Origin of the sequence: Micromonospora sp. WMMD967 (genome assembly GCF_029626165.1) — a bacterium.
Lineage (GTDB): Bacteria > Actinomycetota > Actinomycetes > Mycobacteriales > Micromonosporaceae > Micromonospora > Micromonospora taraxaci.
Window position 1 is genome coordinate 511,016 of the sequence record NZ_JARUBK010000001.1, and the last position, 19,521, is coordinate 530,536.

The following is a 19,521-nucleotide window of genomic DNA, read 5'->3' on the forward strand; positions in this document are numbered from 1 at the left end:
AACGGTTAAGAAACTGAACTGTCGGGAGGACGGGTGCACGCCGTGCGGCGCTGGTGGCACGACACCGCGGGCGGGCTCCCCGCCACCTTCTGGTACCTCTGGGCCGGCCTACTGATCAACCGGGCCGGCGCCTTCGCCATGCTGTTCCTCTCGCTCTACCTCACCGACGTACGCGAAGCGAGCGTCGGCCTCGCCGGCACCGTCGTCGGCCTGTACGGGGCCGGGGGCGCGGCAGGTGTGCTGCTCGGCGGGGTGTTGGCCGACCGGTGGGGCCGACGGGCGACTCTGCTCGCCGCCCACCTGACGACTGCCGCACTCATGGTGGCGCTCGCCTTCAGCCAGTCCCTCCTCCTCATCGCGGTGCTCGCCGCGCTGGTCGGCGTGGTCCACTCGATGCCCAGTCCGGCCTTCGTCGCGGCGATCGTCGACGTGGTGCCCGCCGAACGCCGCTCGCGCGCGTTCAACCTCCAGTTCTGGGCGTTCAACCTGGGAATGGCTGTCGCCTCGTTGCTCGCCGGGGTGCTGGCCGAGGCGAGCTTCACCGCCCTGTTCCTGGTCGACGCCGCCGCCACGCTGACCGCCGCCGTCGTCATCGGCTGGAAGGTGCCGGAAACCCTGCGCCTGGCCACGTCGCCGGCCGACCAGGCATCCGCCGCCCGTCCGGCACCGAGGTCCCTCCGGACCCGCCGACCAGGGCTGCACACGGCCCTCACCGACCGCACCTTCCTGGTCTTCGTCGGGCTGACCTTCGTCCTGGCCGTGCTCACCATGCAGACGTCGACGATCATGCCGCTGGCCATGCGCGCGGACGGTCTGGGCCCATCGGCGTACGGGCTGGTGGTGGCGCTCGGCGGCGCGCTGATCGTGATCGGGCAACTGTTCGTACCCCGGCTGATCGACCGACACCGCAAGGACGTCGTGCTGGCCGCCTCCACCGCGCTGCTGGCGCTCGGCTTCGGGGTGCTCGCCGTCGCCGACGAGCTGGCCGTCTACCTGGGTGCCGCGGTGGTCTGGACGGTGGGCTCGATGATCGCCGCACCGCCCAACGCGCAGATCAACGCCGACCTGGCACCGCCGCAACTGCGGGCGCGCTACCAGTCGGTCTTCTACCTGACGTTCCCGGCCGCCGCGTTCGTCGCCCCCACCCTCGGCGGGGTGAGCCTCCAACACCTCGGCGACAAGCACTGGCTGATCGTGGGCGGGCTGGGCCTGCTGGCCGCACTCGGGCACCTGCTGGCCGGACCGCCCCGGGAACGGCACGTCGCCGCACTGCAGAAAGCCGCGGAGCCGCCCACACCCGCAGACCGGATATCGGCGTCGCCATTGCCGTAACAACGCAAAGCGCCCACCACTACCCGAAGGTTGTGGTGGGCACCCGCCGGTGGGGCCGGCGGCGGCGGGCAACACTCACCCCCGTAAGCATCGCCCGCTCACGCCGCCGGTCCAAACAGGTGGTCACCGTCCCCCAACGGCTAATCCACCCGTCCCCTCGCGTCTCGCCTGGTGCACGGATCTGATCGATCCGCCGCTCCCCCGAACGTTTCCAAGCGTGACGCGGCGCAATAAAGCTAGTTCGCCCGGATTCTGGATTCAACCCAGAACGGCTGTCTCGCCGGTCACAACTGACGAGTATCCGCTGCTCCGGCCTCGGTCTTTGGCAACAGCCGCGTACCCGCCAGCCATTCCCGCAAACACCTCATCCGTCTTCCCGATCGGGTGACTCGGTCCGGAAGAAGTTGCTCGGCCGGCCGTCCCGCAACTGTTCCTGATAAATCAGGTTCAGCCGGCGCAGGTCGAAGGTGTAGAACCACTCATCCCAGGTGATCTCACGGATTCGGCTGCTTTCGCGGTATCCGGGGATGTTGAAGGTCAACACGCCCGCCCGACCATCCCGTTCGGTGCCGGCGATGGTCGCCGGCTTGGCACCCCGAGCCCGGGCCCACTGCTGGATCACCTCATGATTCGCGGTGATCAGGCTCCGCCCGGGCCGCTCCGGCCGATCCATCGTCGACGAGATCACCTGCGAGCTTCGGACCGATCGCCCGGTCCCCCGTCCGGTCCGGATCCCGCCGGCCGCCGCCGACGGAGGCGCGGTGCGCTTGGCAGGTGCCGCACGCTTCGCCGCCGGCCGCGCCGACGCCTTCTTGGCCGGTGCCTTCTTGGCCGGCGCCTTCTTGGCCGCCGTCTTGGCCGCCGCCTTCCGCGCGGAGGCCGCCTTCCGGGCGGACGTCGTACGGGCCGTCGCTGTCGTGCGCGCGGCGGTCGACCTGCTCGCCGCCGTCGTCTTGCGGGCGGCCGTCGACTTGCTCGCCGCCGTCGTCTTCTTCGCGGGAGCCGACTTGCGCGCCCCGCCTGTCGACACCCGCGCGGACGTCGTCTTCTTCGCGGCGGTCGTCTTCCTGGCGGCCGTCGCCCTCTTCGCGGCCGTCGCCCTCTTCGCGGCGGTCGTCTTCTTCGCGGCGGCCCGCTTGGCGGGAGCGCTCTTGTTCGCCGGTGCGGCCTTCGCGCGACCAGGTGCCGCCCTCGACGCCGACTTCTTCGTCGCCGCGGCCCGACCGGCCGACGCCCTGGTGCCGGTGGCCCGACCAGCCGGTCCGGTGCTGCGCCGGGCCGCACCAGAGGCACCGGACCGCAGCGAGCGGACCAACTGTTTCACCAGCTCGGGCTTGCGCAGCGCGGAGATCCCGGAGACCCCTCGTTTGCGCAGTTGCCCGCGGATGTCCTCCACCCTCATCCGGGAGATCTCCGACTCGGAGACTCCCGGGGTGCCCGGCGTCTGGTTGCCGGCCTGCCGTTTGGTCCTGGTCGCAGTCGCGCCGCGACCTGAGCTGTTCCGCTGAGCCATGGGACGCTCCGCTCCTTGAACTCCGTCCTCGGCGCGCGGGGGTCCCTTGCCGCACCGCGCGGTGCGGCATACCCGTCAGGAGCGGTCCGAACCTACGGCGCAGGCGCCGGGTGCGAGAGCCGGGTGCGCAGGCGTCGGGCGCAAGGGCGGGGTGCGCGGCGTCGGGCGCGCGGCGGCGGTGGGCGAGCCGTCAGGCCGGGTCCGGGCCGGTGCCGGAGGGCTCGAAGAGATGCGCGAACGCGGCCAGGTTGGCGGTCGACTCGCCGCGCTTGACCCGCCACTCGTACTCGCGTTGGATCGAGCTGCCGAAGCCGATCTCCAGCATCGTGTCGAACGACTCGTCGGCGTACGTGAGCACCGACCCGAGCAGCCGGTCCAACTCGTCGGCGTCCACCCCGGCCGGGTTGACCCGCCCGGTCAGGTAGACGTCGCCGACGGCGTCGGTGGAGAAGGAGACGCCGTACATCCGCGCGTTGCGCTGCAACAGCCAGGCCCACAACTCCTCGCGCCGCTCGTCGGGCTGGCGCATCACGAACGCCTCGATCCGCAGCGCGTGCTCACCGACGATCAGGTTGCAGACCGTCTTGAGCTTGTGGGTGCCCGGCAGGGTCACCGCGTACGAGTCGGGGCCGGTCGACTCCCAGGCCAGGTCCCGCTCGGCGCAGACCGACTCGATCAGGGTCGCAAGATCGCTCTTCGGGCTCACCGGACCCACTCTACGACCGACCCGGCCGGCGCACCTGTCGGCGACCGACGCCCGGGGTCACCAGGAGCAGGAGAGCGCGGGACCACCCGCCAGGTCAGCCGCGAGCCGAGCGCGGTGCGCGGCGATGGCCTCGCCGTACACACCGAGCAGACCGGTGACGGTGCGGTCCCAGGAGAAGTGGCGGGCGTGCTGCGCGGCGCCGTGGGCCAGTGTCGCCCGGCGGGCCCGGTCCGGCAGCAGGTGGCCCAGTTCGCGGGCCCAGTCGACCGGGTCGTGGCCGTCGATGAGTACGCCGCTGACCTGATCCCGCACAGCCGTGACCAGTCCTCCGACGGCGGCGGCCAGCACCGGCGTACCGCAGGCCTGCGCCTCCAGCGCGACCAGCCCGAACGATTCGTTGTGCGACGGCACCGCGACCAGGTCGGCTGCCCGGTACAGCGCCGGCAGGTCGTCCCCGGTGAGCGGTGGCAGGAACCGCACCCCGTCGGTGACCCCGAGCGTGGCGGCCAGCTCGATCAGCGCGGTCGGCCGGTCGAGTCCGCTTCCGCTCGGACCGCCGCAGATCACCACTGTCACCTGGTCGGCGAGTGCCGGGTCGTGTTCACGCAGGGCGGCAACCGCGCGGATCAACACGTCGGGGGCCTTGAGCGGCTGGATCCGGCCGACGAAGGCGACCACGTACCCGTCGGCGGGAAGCCCCAGACGGCGGCGGGCCTCGCGGGCAGCCGCGGACCGGTCGCCCGGCGCGGGCCGGAACCGGTCCAGGTCGACCCCGGGTTGTACGACGGACACCCGGGTCGGGTCGGCGTCGTAGCGGGCGAGGAGGTCGCTGGCCTCGACCCGGGTGTTGGCGACCAGCCGGTCGGCCTCGGCGACGACCTGCTCCTCGCCGATGACGCGGGCTTTCGGCTCCGGCCGGTCACCGGCCGCGAGCTGAGCGTTCTTGACCTTCGCGAGGGTGTGCGCGGTGTGCACCAGCGGCACCCCCCACCGCTCCTTGGCCAGCCAGCCGACCTGGCCGGACAACCAGTAGTGGGAGTGGATCAGGTCGTAGTGCCCGGGCGGGCGCGACGCCTCGGCGCGCAGCACCCCGGCGGTGAAGGCGCAGAGCTGCCCGGGTAGCTCCTCCTTGGTGAGGCCCTCCAGGGGGCCGGAGGTGATGTGCCGGACCTGCACGCCGGGTGCCATCTCGACCACCGGGGGGAGGTCACCGGAGGTGGCCCGGGTGAAGATCTCGACCTCGACGTTGGCCTCGGCGAGTCGCCGGGCCACTTCGAGGATGTAGACGTTCATGCCGCCGGCATCACCCGTGCCGGGCTGGTGCAGGGGGGAGGTGTGTACCGACAGCGTCGCGATCCGGCGAGGCCGGGGCCACGGTTGGGCACCTCGCTGACGCCCGACACCGGTGTGCATTTCCGCCACATCCGCTCCTTCTTCACGGTTGATGCCGTCTCGCACGACCGGCGCTTCTCGGTCAACCTGTACGCCGGATGTCATCTTCCCCATCGGGCATCGGAAATTCCCCAGCGCGGCCCCCGCGCGTGACGGACCTCATCACCGGACGCCGTCGATGGCTGCCCCTCGCCCGGTCGGGGCGGGTCGTGTGGCCGGGGGGACAATGCCGGTATGACCTCTGTCGCCATCGTCACCGGAGCGTCCAGCGGCATCGGCGCGGCCACCGCCCGCCGGCTCGCCGCCGAGGGCTTCCACGTGCTCGCCGCCGCCCGCCGAGCCGATCGGCTCACCAACCTCGTCGCCGAGATCACCGCCGCCGGTGGGCAGGCCACCGCCGTGACCTGCGACATCACCTCGGACGAGTCGGTGGCCGCGCTGGCCGAGGCCGCCGCCCAGGCACGCGGGCCGGTCACCCTGCTGGTCAACAACGCCGGCGGGGCGCGCGGACTGGACCCGGTGGAGTCCGGCTCGGTCGCCGACTGGCAGTGGATGTACGACGTCAACGTGCTCGGCACGCTGCGGGTCACCCAGGCGCTGCTGCCGGCGTTGGAGGCGTCCGGCTCGGGCACCATCGTGGTGGTTTCCTCCACCGCCGGCCTGACCGTCTACGAGGGCGGGGGTGGCTACACGGCGGCGAAGCACGCGCAGACCGCCATCGCCGGCACGCTCCGCCTGGAGTTGTGCGGCCGGCCGCTGCGGGTGATCGAGATCGACCCGGGCATGGTGAAGACCGAGGAGTTCGGGTTGGTTCGCTTCGAGGGCGACGCGGAGCGGGCAGCGGCCGTCTACGCCGGGGTGCCGGGGCCGCTGGTGGCCGAGGACGTCGCCGACTGCATCGCCTGGTGCGCGACCCGCCCGGAGCACGTGAACATCGACCGGCTGGTCGTCCGGCCGCGGGCGCAGGCCGCCCAGCACAAGGTGCACCGGGTCTCCTGATTCGGGACCGGGCGCATGAGCGGGGCTCCACGACGCCGCCCCCTGGGCGTGGTCACCAGGGGCACGACCAACCCGAACCGGCTGCGTCGGGTGGACAACTGGATCGTCGCCACCTGCGCCGATCGACTGCGGGCGGCGCACGATCCGCTGGTGGTCGACCTGGGCTACGGCGCCACGCCGGTGACCGCCGTGGAGCTGCGCGCCCGGCTGGCGGCCGCGATCCGTCCGGACGTACGGCTGGTCGGGTTGGAGATCGATCCGGCCCGGGTGGCCGCGGCGGCCCCAGCCGCCGACCCACCCGGCCTCACGTTCGCCCGGGGTGGGTTCGAGCTGGCCGGGCTCCGGCCGGTGCTGGTTCGCGCGTTCAACGTGCTGCGGCAGTACGACGAGAGTGAGGTGCCGCACGCCTGGCAGACCATGACCGGTGCGCTCGCCCCGGGCGGCGCGCTCGTCGAGGGTACGTGCGACGAGTTGGGCCGGCTCGCCAGTTGGCTGCTGATCGACGCGGACGGCCCTCGGACGCTGACCCTCGCCGCGAAGCTCACCACGCTGGGCAGCCCGGCGGAGCTGGCCGAGCGGCTACCGAAGGCGTTGATCCACCGCAACGTGCCGGGCGAGCCGGTGCACGACCTGATCCGCGCCCTGGACGACGCCTGGCAGGCCGCCGCCCCGTACGCCACCTTCGGCCCCCGTCAACGCTGGTTGCGAGCTGTGGGCCGCCTCCGCGAGACCGGCTGGCCGATCCTGAACGGCCCCACCCGCTGGCGCCAAGGCGAACTAACCCTCCCCTGGCCCCTCCCCTAACCCCCGGCCCGTCCCGGTCGATCATGGAATAGTGGTGGCCGTTTTCACCCCGGCAGCACTGTTTGTCCCCACCACAACTCCATGATCGACCGGCCGAGGGGGGGTCGTGAGGGCGCGTGGGGTGGGGTGGGTGGGTGGGGTGGGGTGGGGTGGGGTGGGGTGGGGTGGGGTGGGGTGGGGTGGGCTAGAGGGTGCAGTTGACCAGGACGGGCTCGGGGTGGAGGGTCACGCCGAAGCGGGCGTGTACCTCGTCGCGGATGTCGCGGGCCAGGGCCAGCAGGTCGGCGGTGTGCGCGGTGCCGCTGCGGTTGGTGAGGGCGAGGGTGTGCTTGCTGGAGATGGCCGTGCCACCCGGCCCGGGGTGCCCCTTGGTGAAGCCGGCCTTGTCGATCAGCCAGGCCGCGCTGACCTTGACCATGCCGTCGGCTCCGGGCCAGGCGGGCGGTTCGCCCACGTCGGCGGCGCGTTCCCGGAGCAGCTCGTACGTCGCACCGTCGAGCACCGGATTGGTGAAGAAGGAGCCGACCGAGCGGGTGTCCGGGTCGTTGGCGTCGAGCACCATCCCCTTGCCGGCCCGCAGTCGCAGCACCGCCGCCCGGGCGTCCGCCAGCGGCACCTGGTCGCCGACCTCGACACCGAGGGCCCTGGCCAGCTCGGCGTAGCGCACCGGCCCGGAGAGCGGAGACCGGGCGAGCTGGAAGTCGACGGAGAGCACCACCCAGCGGTCCCCGTACTTGAAGATGCTGCCCCGGTAGGCGAACCCGCATTCGGCGGCGGGGATGATCCGGCGGGTGCCGTCGACCCGGTCGTACACCTCGACTCCGGTGATCGTCTCGGCGACCTCCTGGCCGTACGCGCCGACGTTCTGGATCGGGGTGGCGCCGGTCGAGCCGGGAATGCCGGAGAGGCATTCCAGACCGGCCCAGCCGTTGGCGACGGTGGCGGCCACGAGGTCGTCCCACGGTTCGCCGGCTTCGACGCGTACGGTGACCGATTCGGCGTCCTCCGCGACGACGTGGAGGCCACGGGAGCGCACCAGGACGACGGTGCCGGGGAAGCCGTCGTCGCCGATGACCACGTTGCTGCCACCGGCCAGGATCAGGATCGGCTCGTCCGCGGCGCGGACCGCCCGGATGATCTCGTCGGCGCTGTCCGCGGCCACGATCCGCGCGGGCGTTCCACCCGTACCTAGGGTCGTGTAGCCGGCCAGTGGACCGGGGATGGCACGATCGGCTGCGGTTGTCGGCTGGGCGGAGGCGTCTGGCACGCCCTTCACCTTAGGCTGACTGATAGCCGTGGCACCCACTGGTCGCCCGGCACCCCCGGGAGGATGGCGATGAGCAGACTGCAGGGCAGCAAGGATTTTTGGATCGGAGCGCTCCGGACGGAGGGTCCGGCCTTCGCGGCGGCGGTCGCCGAGGCGCCGCCGGAGACACCGGTGCTGTCCTGTCCGGGCTGGACGGTCAACGACGTCACACTGCACCTCGCCGGCATCTACCACTGGGTTTCGTCGTTCGTCGGCTCCGGTGCGACCACGCAGCCGGCCCGACGGGTCCCCCTTGAGGCGGAGCCGGGCGTGAGCCCTCTCCAGCTCTGGCAGCAGGGGTACGACCGGCTGCTGACCGTGTTCGACGGCCTGGACCCGGAGGCGCCGGCCTGGAACTGGGCGCCGCAGCCGAAGAAGGCCGGCTTCTGGCCGCGTCGGATGGCGCACGAGACCGCTGTGCACCGGTGGGACGCTCAGCTCGCGATCGGTGCGGGTGACCCGGTCGAGGCGAAGCTCGCGGCCGACGGGGTGAGCGAGGTGCTGGACACCTGGCTGCCGGCCGGCCGGCGGCAGGTGCCGGGTGACTGGCACGGCGTGGTGCAGCTCTCCGCGACCGACGCGGCCCAGGACTGGTATCTGCGGCTCCGTGGCGAGGGGGTGGCGCTGCTCGACACGGCGACCATCTTCGACCACGACGACCACCATGCCCGCGCGCAGGTCAGCGGCACCGCGAGCGATCTGCTGCTGGCTCTCTGGGGTCGGGTGAGCTTCGAGACGTTGGACGTCGCCGGCGATCCCAACCTGCTGAACGGTCTGCGTACCGGCTGACCGGTTCCACCGCTCCGCGAGGGCGTCACCCATCGACGGGTGGCGCCCTCGCGTACGTCGTGGGTCACGTCGGGATATCAAAGAGAGCGCTCTCTTGACACCGGGTGGAGTGCCCACCACCCTGTCGTGAGAGCGCTCTCTTGCCTATCGATCACCACCGACCACCTTGAGAGAGGTCGAAACCCATGGCTGTCTTCCCGCGCCGCCGCCTCGCCGCGGTGGCCCTCGCCGCGACCACCGCCCTGCTCGTCACCGCCGGCTGCGGCGGCGGCGCCGAAGAGGGCGGAGACGGTCCGATCACCCTCACCGTCGACGTCTTCGGCCAGTTCGGCTACGAGCAGCTCTACAAGGACTACATGGCCGCGAACCCCGACGTGAAGATCGTCGAGCGCGGCACGGGCACCAACCTCGACGAGTACTCGCCGAAGCTGACCCAGTGGCTCGCCGCCGGCCGGGGTGCCGGCGACGTCGTGGCCATCGAGGAAGGGCTGATGGTCGAGTACAAGGCGAACCCCGGCAACTTCGTCAACCTGCTGGACCACGGCGCCGCCGACCTCAAGGGCAACTTCCTCGAATGGAAGTGGAACGCCGGGCTGACCGCCGACGGCAAGCAGCTCATCGGCCTCGGCACCGACGTGGGTGGCATCGCCATCTGCTATCGCAAGGACCTCTTCGAGAAGGCCGGCCTGCCCACCGAGCGGGACGCCGTCTCCCAACTCTGGCCGACCTGGCAGGACTACATCGCCACCGGCGAGAAATTCGTCGCGGCCAAGACCGGCGCGTCCTTCCTCGACGCGGCCACCAACACCTTCAACACCATCCTGCTCCAGACCGCCGGCAACACCACCGGCTACAGCTACTACGACACCAGCGGCAACCTCGTCGTGGACAGCAACCCGGCGGTACGGCAGGCGTGGGACACCACTATGGACATCATCGACTCGGGCCTCTCCGGCAAGTACGGCTCCTGGTCGGAGGAGTGGGTGTCCGCATTCAAGCAGTCGAAGTTCGCCACCATCGCCTGCCCCGCCTGGATGACCGGGGTGATCGAGGGCAACGCCGGCCCGGCCGCCAACGGCAAGTGGGACATCGCCCGGGTGCCCGGCAACGGCGGCAACTGGGGTGGATCACACCTCGCCGTGCCCAAGCAGAGCAAGCACCAGGCCGAGGCGATCGAGCTGGCGAAGTTCCTGACCAGCGCCAAGGGCCAGATCGGGGCGTTCAAGGAGAAGGGCCCGCTGCCCTCCTCGCCGCAGGCGCTGGACGACCCGGCGATCGCCGGCGCGACCAACGCGTACTTCTCCGGGGCACCGGTCGGCACCATCTTCGGCACCGGCGCGAAGAGCCTCAAGCCGGTCTACATGGGCCCGAAGAACCAGGCAGTCCGCACCGAGGTGGAGAACGCCGTTCGGACTGTCGAACTGGGCCAGCGCAACCCGGGGCAGGGCTGGACCGACGCGGTGACCAACGCGAAGAAGGCCGCCGCCAAGTAGCCCAACCCAGCGTGCGGGCGGGCTCCGGTGACCGGAGTCCCGCCCGCACGGCGGAAAGGAGTTCCCGGGCATGACCGTCCAGCTCGACGCCCGTCCGCCGGTCGTACCGGCACCCAAGCGTTCGACGGGTCGCCTCAGCCGGCTCGACACCCGGCTCTCGCCGTACCTCTACATCGCCCCGTTCTTCCTGCTCTTCGCCGTCTTCGGGGCCTACCCGCTGGCGTACACCTTCTGGGTCTCGCTGCACGACTGGGACCTGCTCGGCAGCGACCACCCCTTCGTCGGGATGGAGAACTACACCCGACTGCTGGCCGACGTCGACTTCTGGCACGCGCTGGTCAACACGCTCGGGATCTTCGTCATCTCGACGGTGCCGCAGTTGCTCGCCGCTCTCTGGCTGGCCAACCTGCTCAACCGGGGCCTGCGGGCGCGTACCGCCTGGCGGATGGCAGTGCTCGTCCCCAACGTCACGTCCACCGCGGCGGTGGCGATCGTGTTCGGGGTGATCTTCGGCCGCGAGTTCGGCATGGTCAACTGGCTGCTCGACATGGTCGGGGTGGACGCCATCGGCTGGAAGTCCAACCGGTTCGCCTCCTGGGTGGCCATCTCCGCCATGGTCGACTGGCGGTGGACCGGCTACAACGCGCTGATCCTGCTGGCCGCCATGCAGGCCATCCCGCGCGACCTGTACGAGTCGGCGTCCATCGACGGCGCCAACCGGGCCCGGCAGTTCTGGTCCATCACCGTGCCACTGCTCAAACCGACGATCATCTTCTGCGCCATCATCGCCACCATCGGCGGGTTGCAGCTCTTCACCGAACCGCGCCTGTTCCACTCCGGTACCAACCCGATCCGCGGCGGGCCGATGCGCGAGTCGCAGACGCTGACCATGTACATGTTCGAGAACGCCTTCGCGCCGCACTACAACTTCGGGTACGGCTCGGCCGTGGCCTGGCTGCTCTTCGCGCTCATCGCGATCGTCGCGGCGGTCAACGTCCTGGTCCTCCGCCGCCTCGGCGGCGACTCGGGCCCCGAAACCCGGAAGGGAGCGGCCCGATGAGCCGGCTCTGGCGGGCCAGCCCGCTCACCTACCTGGCCCTGATCGTCGCCGGCGGCCTGTCGCTCTTCCCGATCTGGTGGATGTTCGTGGTCGCCAGCCGGTCCAGCGACGCGATGGGGCAACTGCCACCGCCGATGACGCCCGGCGGCAACCTCGGGGCCAACATCGCCCGACTGTTCGACAACACCGACGCGTACTTCCTGACCGGGCTGATCAACTCGGCGATCGTGGCCACCACCGTCACCGTCTCCGTGGTCCTGTTCTCCAGCCTGGCCGGGTTCGCCTTCGCCAAACTGCGGTTCCGGGGGCGCAACGCGCTGCTGCTGGTCATCATCGCGACCATGATGGTGCCGACCCAGCTCGGCGTGATCCCGCTGTATCTGCTGATGACCAAACTGGAGTGGAACGACCGGCTCCCCGCGGTCATCGTGCCGGTGCTGGTCACCGGTTTCGGGGTGTTCATGATGCGGCAGTACGCCGGCCAGGCGGTCAGTGACGAGCTGATCGAGGCCGCCCGGATGGACGGCTGCGGCACCGCCCGGATCTGGTGGCACGTCGTCGTGCCCGCGCTGCGTCCCGCCGCCGCCGTCCTCGGCCTGCTCACGTTCATGACCACCTGGAACGACTTCCTGTGGCCGTACGCTGTGCTGAACGATCCGGCGAATCCAACGGTGCAACTTTCCCTGCGGGCACTGTCGGACGGGTACTACCAGGACATGTCGCAGGTGTTCACCGGGACGGCCATCGCGACGCTGCCCCTGCTGTTGGTGTTCGTGTTGTTCGGCCGGCAGATCATCGGCGGGATCATGGAAGGTGCGGTCAAGGCGTGAGCGATATCCGTTTTCCCGACAATTTCCTCTGGGGTGCGGCAACCGCCGCGTACCAGATCGAGGGCGCGGCCCGCGACGACGGTCGCGGACCGTCCATCTGGGACACCTTCAGCCGTACGCCGGGCCGGGTCTACCAGGGCCACACCGGCGACGTCGCCTGCGACCACTACCACCGGTACGCCGACGACGTGGCGCTGATGTCCGAGCTGGGCCTACAGGCGTACCGTTTCTCGGTCGCCTGGCCCCGGATCCAACCGGACGGCACCGGCCCGGCCAACCCGCGCGGGCTGGACTTCTACGACCGGCTCACCGACACGCTGCTCGATCGGGGAATCGACCCGATCGTCACCCTCTACCACTGGGACCTGCCCCAGGCCCTGGGTGACCGGGGCGGCTGGACCAACCGGGACACCGCCGAGCACTTCGCCACGTACGCCACGGCCGTGTACGCCCGCCTCAGTGACCGGATCGACACGTGGACCACCCTGAACGAGCCGTGGTGCTCGGCCTACCTCGGTTACGCCAATGGAATCCACGCCCCCGGCGAGCAGGACCCGGGGGCGGCCTTCAGCGCCGTACACCATCTGCTGCTGGGGCACGGCCTCGCGGCACGGGCGCTGCGGGCGGCCGGCGCGCGCAGCGTCGGCATCACCCTCAACCCCGCCGATGTACGCCCGGCCGACCCGGAGAGCGCGGTGGACGCCGCCGCGGTCCGCCTGGTCGACGGCCTGCACAACCGGATCTTCCTCGACCCGCTGCTGGCCGGCGGCTACCCGGACGACGTGCGCGAGCACGTGGCCCGAATCGTCGAACCGACCTTCATCCGCGACGGTGACGAGAAGCTGATCGCCGCCCCGATCGACCTGCTCGGCATCAACTACTACGCCCCCGGTTACGTGGCTGGTCGACCCGACGGCGCCGGCAACAGCGCGTACCCGGGCACCGAGGGCACCGTGCACTTCGTGCCGCCGACCGGGCCACTGACCGACATGGGCTGGATGATCGAGCCGGCCGGGCTGACCCGGCTGCTGGAACGGATCGCCACCGACTACCCCGGCGTGCCGCTGCTGATCACCGAGAACGGTGGGGCATTCCCCGACAAGCCCGGCGCCGACTCGCCCGACGGGCCGACCCAGGTGATCGACACCGATCGCATCGCCTACCTCGACGGGCACCTGCGCGCGGCGCACGAGGCGATCTCCCGGGGCGTAGACCTGCGCGGTTATCTCGTATGGTCATTACTGGACAACTTCGAGTGGGCGGAGGGTTACCGCAAGCGGTTCGGGATCGTGCACGTCGACTACCTGACCCAGCGGCGCACACCGAAGGCCAGCGCCCGGTGGTACCAGGAGGTGATCTCCCGGAACGGGCTGTGACGAGCGGGGGAAAGCGCGATGACGACGGCGCAGCGGCCGACGCTCGAAGCGGTGGCGGCGCGGGCCGGAGTGTCCCGCGCCACCGTGTCCCGGGTGGTCAACGGCTCCACCACGGTCGCCGAGCCGATCCGGGAGGCGGTCACCCGGGCCGTCGCCGAGTTGGGGTACGTGCCCAACCTCGCCGCCCGCAGCCTGGTCACCCAACGCACCGACTCGGTCGCCCTGGTCATGCCGGAGGCCGCCACCCGGGTCTTCTCCGACGACCAGGTGTTCCCCGGCATCATCAGGGGCGTCAGCCAGGAGTTGGAGGCGGCCGACAAGCAACTGGTGCTGATGCTCGCCGGCTCCCCCGCCGGGCATCAACGGGTCGAGCGGTACACCACCGGCCGGCACGTCGACGGGGTGCTGTTCGCCTCGCTGCACGGCGCCGACCCGCTGCCCGGCACACTGGCCCGCCTCGGCATTCCGGTGGTGGTCAGCGGTCGGCCGCTCGGCGACGTGCCGGTGCCGTACGTCGACGTCGACCATGTGGCCGGAGTGACCGCAGCCGTCCGGCACCTGATCGACAATGGTCGCCGACGCATCGCCACCATCGCCGGGCCGCAGGACATGGTCGCCGGCATCGAACGGCTCAGCGGTTACCGCAGCACGGTCGCCGACGCCGGGTTGCCCGAACTGATCGCCGTCGGCGACTTCACCCGAGAGTCCGGGGCGGCGGCGATGCGGCACCTGCTCACCGAGCACCCCGACCTGGACGGCGTCTTCGCCGCCTCCGACCTGATGGCACACGCCGCCCTGCGAACGCTGCGCGAGGCCGGCCGGCGGGTGCCGGAGGACGTGGCGGTGATCGGCTTCGACGACATCGAGACCGCCGCGTACACCGAGCCGCCGCTGACCACCGTCCGGCAGCCGATCGTGGAACTCGGCCGCGCCATGACCCGCCAACTGCTCCGGCTCGCCGCCGGGGAGACCATCGAGCAGAGGGTCATGCTCCCCACCGAGTTGATCCGCCGAGCCTCCGCCTGACCGGGTTAATGCGTCGCAGCGGCGGGAGATCGTCGCTAGCCTCGCCGGCATGCCGGATCCTGTCGCACTGCTGCACGTCCCCGCCCTCCCCGACGTCGCCGAATACGCGTACGCGGCCGTCGTCGAGCCGCCCGCCCGGCTCGTCTTCACCGCCGGCGCGTGCCCGCTGGACGCCGACGGACGCACCGTCGCACCGGGCGACCACGCCGCGCAGGCCCGGCAGGTGATGGCGAACCTGGAGACCGCCCTCGCGGCGGCCGGTGCCACCCCCACCGACGTCGTCAAGACCACCGTCTACGTGGCGTCGTCGCAGCAGAAGGACCTGGTGACCGTCTGGGAGGTGGTCCGGGACTTCTTCGGCGACCACGATCCGCCCAGCACCCTGCTGGGGGTGGCCGTGCTCGGCTATCCCGACCAGCTGGTCGAGGTCGAAGCCGTCGCGGCCGTACGGATGGAGGCCTGACGTGCGGATTCGTGTGGCACAGCCGGACGACGCCCCGGGCGTGGTGGCGCTGCGGACGTTGGTCTTTCCGTACCTGGTTCGCGGTGTCGAGTCGACCCGCAAGATGATCGCCGAGCCGGTACCGGGCAGGGACTGGATCCCCTTCGTGGCCGAGGTCGATGCCCGGATCGTCGGTTGGGTGACGGCGCAACGCAACTCGTCGACCTCGACGGAGGGCTTCGGCGACATCTCCCTGCTGCACGTACACCCCGAGCACCGGCGGCGCGGCATCGGCACCGCGCTGCTGACGGCCGCGACAGGTCACCTCGCCCCGCTGGGGGTCCGCCGGCTCCGCACCTTCGCCCAGCCGGAGGCGCTGCCGTTCGCCCGTCGGCACGGCTACGAGCCCAGTCGCGAACTGCGCTTCTCGGCGCTCGACCTGAATCCGGCCCCCGCGCTGCCCGACCCGCCAGCGGGCGTCAGGCTGCTTCCGATCGCGGAACTGGACCCGCACCGGCTCTACGCGGCGGACGTGGCCGCAGCGCTCGACGAGCCGGGCGACGTACCTGTCGACTCGGTCAGCTTCGAGTACTGGCTCTACGACACCTGGGACAACCTGGGCCTGGACAAGCAGGCCAGCACCGCCGTCGAAGTCGACGGGGAGGTGGCTGCGTTCAGCCTCGTGAAGCGGGACGGGGACCGGATGTGGTCGGACTTCACCGGCAGCCTCCCGGCGTACCGCGGTCGAGGGCTGGCGCGACTGGCCAAGACGGTGGCGCTGCACCGGGCCGCCGCCAACGGCGTGCGCGTCGCGTACACCTCGAACGACGGGGAGAACGCGCCGATGCTCGCGATCAACACCCGGCTGGGCTATCGCCCGGTGGCGGCCGAGTGGTCCTGCCTGGCCGACCTGACCTGATCAGCGGTGATCCTCGGGGGGTCGGTGACGGCGGTCGACCGGACGCGACCGGCGGCCCAGGCCGTTCGATCGTTATGTGGAGCACTTCGAGTCCCTGTGGGAAGACGCGCGGGCCTCAGGATCGTGATGACGGAACCCCGGCCGGTTGTCGGCGCGGTGCCGCTCGGGTAAGCGATATACCTGTGAGTCATAAGTATGACTCTGAGGTATACGGCTCATCAGCGACTCCCGAAGGGGCTGCGCGCCTAGGCTGCGCCGTCGAAGACCTGCCGCGCCGTCGCGTGGGTGTCCGCCCCGAACAGCACCAGGCGCGCCTCGGTGACGGCGGTCGGGGTGGCCGAGCGCAGCACGCCGAGGGCCTGGCGGACCGCGTCGTCGATCGGCCAGCCGTAGATGCCGGCGGAGATCAGCGGGAAGGCCACGGTGGCCGCGCCCAGTTCGTCGGCCACCCGCAGGCTGTTGGCGTAGCAGTCGCGCAGCAGCGCCGAGCGGTCCTCGCTGCCGGACCACACCGGTCCGACGGTGTGGATCACCCAGCGGGCCGGCAGCTCACCGGCAGTGGTCGCCACCGCCTGCCCGGTCGGCAGCCCTCGGCCGTAGTGGGACGCCCGCAGCGCCCGGCACTCCGCGAGGATGGCAGGACCGCCGCGCCGGTGGATGGCCCCGTCGACGCCACCGCCACCGAGCAGGGACGAGTTCGCGGCGTTCACGATGGCGTCCACCTGCTGGGTGGTGATGTCGCCCTGGACCAGGGTGATCTCCATGTCAGCTCTCCTCGATGGGCTGACCGAGCGAGCGTCGGGCCAGCAGGGTCGCGCCGGCGACCGCCGCCGGCATGATCAGTACCGCACCGAGCGGAATGAGGAAGCAGAGGAAGACCGCCACCCCGAAGCCGAGCGAGGTGGGTCGGTCGGCCTTCAGGATCGTCCGGCGCTGCGGCAGTCGCATCCCGCGCCGGTAGAACGGTGCCCCGACCAGCTCCACGGCGAGGAACCAACCGCCGACAGCCGCCCCGATGACCGGGACGACCGTCTGACCGACGACCGGGATGAAGCCGGCGAGGAAGAGTGGAATCCCGACCAGCGCGGCGAGCGCCACCATGCGTACCGAGTCCGCGGAGCTGCGGCGCAACGAGGACCAGAAGGGTACGTCCACCTCGCCGGGCGTGCCGCCGTACCGCTGCTCGACCTGCTCGGAGATCTTCTCGTAGAACGGGTCGCCGATGACCAGGGTGACAGCGGTGAAGCTGACCACCGCGAGCAGGCCGCCGAGCCCCAGGAAGGCCAGCCCGGCGACCACCCGGACCAGGCTGCGGCCGGTCTTCGACCAGTCGTCGGCGAACGGGGTGACCAGCGCGGCGAGATCGTCCACGAAGTACACCAGGGTGGCGAACGCACCCACGAAAAGGGCACCGGAGATCAACGCCGGCACGATGCCGAGCAGCATCAACCCCGGGCTGCGGACATAGAGACCGAGCCCGCGCAGGAGCAGCCCCGCCCCGGCGAGGAAGCGGCCTGCGGCCCCGGTCACCGGGCTGGCGATTCTGCTGGCGTCCACGATCGAGCAGCCTAACGACCGGTGATCGAATCCGCCGGGCGGCGAGCGGTACGAGGCAGGATGGGCTGGTGCGCGCCTCCCGACTGATCTCACTGCTGCTGCTGTTGCAGGCTCGCGGCTCGATGACGGCCGGCGAGCTGGCGCGGGAGCTGGAGGTCTCCGAGCGGACCGTCTACCGGGACGTGCTGGCGCTCTCGGCCGCCGGGGTGCCGGTCTACGCCGACCGGGGCCGGGACGGCGGATACCGGCTGCTCGGCGGTTACCGCACCCGACTGACCGGGCTCACCCGGGACGAGGCGGAAGCGCTCTTCCTCTCCGGGCTGCCCGGGCCGGCCGGCGACATGGGGCTCGCCGACGCGGTCGCCGCCGCCGAGCTGAAGGTGCTCGCCGCCCTGCCGCCGGCCCTGCGGGACGCCCCGACACGTGCGGGGCAGCGGTTCCACCTGGACGTGCCGGGCTGGTTCCGGGAGACAGCCCCGCCACCGTTGTTGACCGAACTGGCCCGCGCGGTCTGGCGCGACCGGGTGGTGGAGTTGCGCTACCGGCGCGGCGACCGGGAGGTGACCAGGCGGGTCGAGCCGTACGGGCTGGTGCTCAAGAGTGGGGCCTGGTATCTGGTCGGTCGGGTCGACGACGACACCCGCACCTACCGGGTGGACCGGGTGACCGGAGTCGAGGTCGGCGAGGAGAGCTTCGCGCGGGACGAGGGCTTCGACCTGGCCGGGCACTGGCACGAGCAGGCCGGGTCGTTCCTGCGGACCATCCTGCGGGCGGAGGCCACCGTCCGGCTCAGCCCGGCGGGTCTGCGCCGGCTCCGGCACCTGGTCGATGCCCCCTTCGTGTACGACGAGGTGGTGGCCGCCGCCGGCGAACCCGACGGGCAGGGCTGGGTGGTGGCCCGCCTGCCCGTCGAGTCGGTCGAGGTGGCGTACCACCAACTGCTGGGGCTCGGCCCCGAGGTGGAGATCCTCGACCCGCCCGCGCTGCGGCAGTTGTTCGCCGACGCGGCCGGCCGGTTCCAGGCGCTCTACCGGTAGCCGGTGACGTCCGAGGGCTTGCCCGCGTCGACCACCTCGGTGATGTAGCGGAAGCCCTCGGGTTGGCTGCCGTCGACGTCGGTGAACCCGTACACCTTGGACAGCGTGCCGGCGTCGACGGACTGGCCGTTCCAGCGGGCCCTGTCCTCGTCGGCGGCGAGCGCGGCCACCGCCCGGCCGACGAAGGCCGGCGTCTCCGAGATGAGGAAGTTCGGGTCGGTGGCGGCTCCGTCGCGCCAGTTGTCCTCGGTCACGCCGAAGTGCTCCAGCATCGCCTCGGAACGGATCCAGCCCGGGGTGAGCGCGACGGCGGTGCAGCCGTGTGGCTTCAGCTCGTGCGCCTGGCTGAAGGCGAGCCGGTTGACCGACACCTTGGCCAGGTCGTAGAAGAGCGACAGCCGGTAGTTGTCGTCGTTGTACGCCTTGGTGCCGTCGCCCATCTCCACCACCAGACCGCCGGGCTTGCGGATCAGCAGCGGCAGGGCGAAGTGGCTGGTGATGATGTGGGTGTCGATGGCCAGTCGAAGGGTTCGGAAGCCGGCGTCCAACGGCTGTTCCCACACCGGCTTCTCCCAGGTGACCAGCGGGTCCCCACCCCAGATGTCGTTGACCAGCACGTCGAGGCGGCCCTGCTCGGCGTCGATCCGGGCGACGAGGTCGCGGACCTGCTCGGGCGCCAGGTGGTCGACCTGGACGGCGATGCCGGTGCCTCCGGCCTCGGTGACCAGCTCGGCGGTCTCCTCGATGGTCTCCGGTCGGTCCATCTCCGAGCGGGCCGCCCGGGTGCTGCGGCCGGTGGCGTACACGGTGGCGCCAGCAGCCCCGAGTTGCACGGCGATCTGCCGTCCGGCGCCCCGCGTGGCACCGGCGACGAGCGCGATCTTTCCTGCGAGCGGTTGTGTCATGCCTGCGAGGCTGCCAGCGATACCTGACAGCCGAC

Annotated in this window: 20 protein-coding genes; 13 read left to right on the plus strand and 7 right to left on the minus strand. The window is 71.2% G+C overall.

The window, feature by feature from the left end; genetic code table 11:
* The first annotated feature begins 33 nt into the window (after positions 1 to 33).
* Positions 34 to 1,332 carry an MFS transporter gene (locus O7631_RS02435; protein ID WP_278142822.1) on the plus strand — a complete coding sequence of 433 codons (1,299 nt, stop codon included), beginning with the start codon at positions 34 to 36 and terminating at the stop codon, positions 1,330 to 1,332.
* A gap of 364 nt (positions 1,333 to 1,696) precedes the next feature.
* Here the strand turns inward: O7631_RS02435 and O7631_RS33240 are convergent, their stop codons facing one another.
* A complete protein-coding gene (locus O7631_RS33240; protein ID WP_347403490.1) occupies positions 1,697 to 2,362 on the minus strand; it encodes a hypothetical protein in 666 nt (221 codons plus the stop codon).
* Here O7631_RS33240 and O7631_RS02445 point away from each other — a divergent pair.
* A complete protein-coding gene (locus O7631_RS02445) occupies positions 2,340 to 2,840 on the plus strand; it encodes a hypothetical protein (RefSeq protein ID WP_347403491.1) in 501 nt (166 codons plus the stop codon). The two genes, O7631_RS33240 and O7631_RS02445, sit on opposite strands and share 23 nt — an antisense overlap.
* 195 nt (positions 2,841 to 3,035) lie before the next feature.
* Here the strand turns inward: O7631_RS02445 and O7631_RS02450 are convergent, their stop codons facing one another.
* Entirely contained in the window at positions 3,036 to 3,551 is a 516-nt protein-coding gene (locus O7631_RS02450; protein WP_278142825.1) for a YbjN domain-containing protein, read from the minus strand.
* Positions 3,552 to 3,608: 57 nt separating this feature from the next.
* A complete protein-coding gene (gene mshA, locus O7631_RS02455) occupies positions 3,609 to 5,078 on the minus strand; it encodes a D-inositol-3-phosphate glycosyltransferase (protein ID WP_278147819.1) in 1,470 nt (489 codons plus the stop codon).
* 99 nt (positions 5,079 to 5,177) lie between these two features.
* On the opposite strand from mshA, the gene O7631_RS02460 reads away from it, so the two are divergent.
* Together O7631_RS02460 and O7631_RS02465 are read left to right on the plus strand one after the other, a co-directional pair.
* Positions 5,178 to 5,942, plus strand: a complete 765-nt coding sequence (locus O7631_RS02460; protein WP_278142826.1) for an SDR family oxidoreductase — start codon at positions 5,178 to 5,180, stop codon at positions 5,940 to 5,942.
* Between the two features lie 15 nt (positions 5,943 to 5,957).
* Positions 5,958 to 6,746, plus strand: coding sequence for a class I SAM-dependent methyltransferase (locus tag O7631_RS02465; RefSeq protein ID WP_278142827.1), 789 nt, complete (start codon positions 5,958 to 5,960; stop codon positions 6,744 to 6,746).
* 184 nt (positions 6,747 to 6,930) lie between these two features.
* Here O7631_RS02465 and O7631_RS02470 read toward each other — a convergent pair whose 3' ends face one another.
* The gene (locus O7631_RS02470; protein ID WP_278142828.1) at positions 6,931 to 8,013 is read right to left on the minus strand and encodes a UDP-N-acetylmuramate dehydrogenase; all 1,083 of its coding nucleotides are present in this window, start codon (positions 8,011 to 8,013) and stop codon (positions 6,931 to 6,933) included.
* 69 nt (positions 8,014 to 8,082) lie between these two features.
* Here O7631_RS02470 and O7631_RS02475 point away from each other — a divergent pair, with 69 nt between their 5' ends.
* From O7631_RS02475 to O7631_RS02510, 8 genes are all read left to right on the plus strand, one after another.
* Positions 8,083 to 8,841 (plus strand): maleylpyruvate isomerase family mycothiol-dependent enzyme, encoded by a 759-nt coding sequence (locus tag O7631_RS02475; RefSeq protein WP_278142829.1) that lies wholly within the window; start codon positions 8,083 to 8,085, stop codon positions 8,839 to 8,841.
* Between the two features lie 185 nt (positions 8,842 to 9,026).
* Entirely contained in the window at positions 9,027 to 10,334 is a 1,308-nt protein-coding gene (locus O7631_RS02480) for an extracellular solute-binding protein (protein WP_278142830.1), read from the plus strand.
* Positions 10,335 to 10,404: 70 nt separating this feature from the next.
* Positions 10,405 to 11,394, plus strand: coding sequence for a sugar ABC transporter permease (locus O7631_RS02485; protein ID WP_278142831.1), 990 nt, complete (start codon positions 10,405 to 10,407; stop codon positions 11,392 to 11,394).
* On the plus strand, positions 11,391 to 12,224 hold the full coding sequence (locus tag O7631_RS02490) for a carbohydrate ABC transporter permease (RefSeq protein ID WP_278142832.1): 834 nt from the start codon (positions 11,391 to 11,393) through the stop codon (positions 12,222 to 12,224). The genes O7631_RS02485 and O7631_RS02490 overlap by 4 nt, the downstream gene beginning before the upstream one ends.
* Complete coding sequence (locus O7631_RS02495) at positions 12,221 to 13,600, plus strand: GH1 family beta-glucosidase (RefSeq protein WP_278142833.1); 1,380 nt, start codon at positions 12,221 to 12,223, stop codon at positions 13,598 to 13,600. Before O7631_RS02490 ends, O7631_RS02495 begins: the two co-directional genes overlap by 4 nt.
* 18 nt (positions 13,601 to 13,618) lie before the next feature.
* Complete coding sequence (locus O7631_RS02500; RefSeq protein WP_278142834.1) at positions 13,619 to 14,626, plus strand: LacI family DNA-binding transcriptional regulator; 1,008 nt, start codon at positions 13,619 to 13,621, stop codon at positions 14,624 to 14,626.
* Positions 14,627 to 14,675: 49 nt separating this feature from the next.
* On the plus strand, positions 14,676 to 15,089 hold the full coding sequence (locus tag O7631_RS02505; protein ID WP_278142835.1) for a RidA family protein: 414 nt from the start codon (positions 14,676 to 14,678) through the stop codon (positions 15,087 to 15,089).
* A 1-nt stretch (position 15,090) separates the two neighbouring features.
* Positions 15,091 to 15,987, plus strand: a complete 897-nt coding sequence (locus O7631_RS02510; RefSeq protein ID WP_278142836.1) for a GNAT family N-acetyltransferase — start codon at positions 15,091 to 15,093, stop codon at positions 15,985 to 15,987.
* A 245-nt stretch (positions 15,988 to 16,232) separates the two neighbouring features.
* Here O7631_RS02510 and O7631_RS02515 read toward each other — a convergent pair whose 3' ends face one another.
* Both O7631_RS02515 and O7631_RS02520 read right to left on the minus strand, forming a co-directional pair.
* Entirely contained in the window at positions 16,233 to 16,751 is a 519-nt protein-coding gene (locus tag O7631_RS02515; RefSeq protein WP_278142837.1) for an O-acetyl-ADP-ribose deacetylase, read from the minus strand.
* Between the two features lies 1 nt (position 16,752).
* Positions 16,753 to 17,544 carry an EI24 domain-containing protein gene (locus tag O7631_RS02520; protein WP_278142838.1) on the minus strand — a complete coding sequence of 264 codons (792 nt, stop codon included), beginning with the start codon at positions 17,542 to 17,544 and terminating at the stop codon, positions 16,753 to 16,755.
* A 68-nt stretch (positions 17,545 to 17,612) separates the two neighbouring features.
* Here O7631_RS02520 and O7631_RS02525 point away from each other — a divergent pair, with 68 nt between their 5' ends.
* Complete coding sequence (locus tag O7631_RS02525) at positions 17,613 to 18,581, plus strand: YafY family protein (protein ID WP_278142839.1); 969 nt, start codon at positions 17,613 to 17,615, stop codon at positions 18,579 to 18,581.
* On the opposite strand, the gene O7631_RS02530 is transcribed toward O7631_RS02525, so the two are convergent.
* Positions 18,572 to 19,486 (minus strand): SDR family oxidoreductase, encoded by a 915-nt coding sequence (locus tag O7631_RS02530; RefSeq protein ID WP_278142840.1) that lies wholly within the window; start codon positions 19,484 to 19,486, stop codon positions 18,572 to 18,574. The two genes, O7631_RS02525 and O7631_RS02530, sit on opposite strands and share 10 nt — an antisense overlap.
* Positions 19,487 to 19,521 lie beyond the last annotated feature (35 nt).

Excerpts from the sequence above, each read along its gene's own strand:
- O7631_RS02460 (WP_278142826.1), top strand. The coding sequence starts at position 5,178 with ATGACCTCTGTCGCCATCGTCACCGGAGCGTCCAGCGGCATCGGCGCG.
- O7631_RS02465 (WP_278142827.1), top strand. The coding sequence starts at position 5,958 with ATGAGCGGGGCTCCACGACGCCGCCCCCTGGGCGTGGTCACCAGGGGC.
- O7631_RS02475 (WP_278142829.1), top strand. The coding sequence starts at position 8,083 with ATGAGCAGACTGCAGGGCAGCAAGGATTTTTGGATCGGAGCGCTCCGG.
- O7631_RS02480 (WP_278142830.1), top strand. The coding sequence starts at position 9,027 with ATGGCTGTCTTCCCGCGCCGCCGCCTCGCCGCGGTGGCCCTCGCCGCG.
- O7631_RS02485 (WP_278142831.1), top strand. The coding sequence starts at position 10,405 with ATGACCGTCCAGCTCGACGCCCGTCCGCCGGTCGTACCGGCACCCAAG.
- O7631_RS02490 (WP_278142832.1), top strand. The coding sequence starts at position 11,391 with ATGAGCCGGCTCTGGCGGGCCAGCCCGCTCACCTACCTGGCCCTGATC.
- O7631_RS02500 (WP_278142834.1), top strand. The coding sequence starts at position 13,619 with ATGACGACGGCGCAGCGGCCGACGCTCGAAGCGGTGGCGGCGCGGGCC.
- O7631_RS02505 (WP_278142835.1), top strand. The coding sequence starts at position 14,676 with ATGCCGGATCCTGTCGCACTGCTGCACGTCCCCGCCCTCCCCGACGTC.
- O7631_RS02515 (WP_278142837.1), bottom strand. The coding sequence starts at position 16,751 with ATGGAGATCACCCTGGTCCAGGGCGACATCACCACCCAGCAGGTGGAC.
- O7631_RS02530 (WP_278142840.1), bottom strand. The coding sequence starts at position 19,486 with ATGACACAACCGCTCGCAGGAAAGATCGCGCTCGTCGCCGGTGCCACG.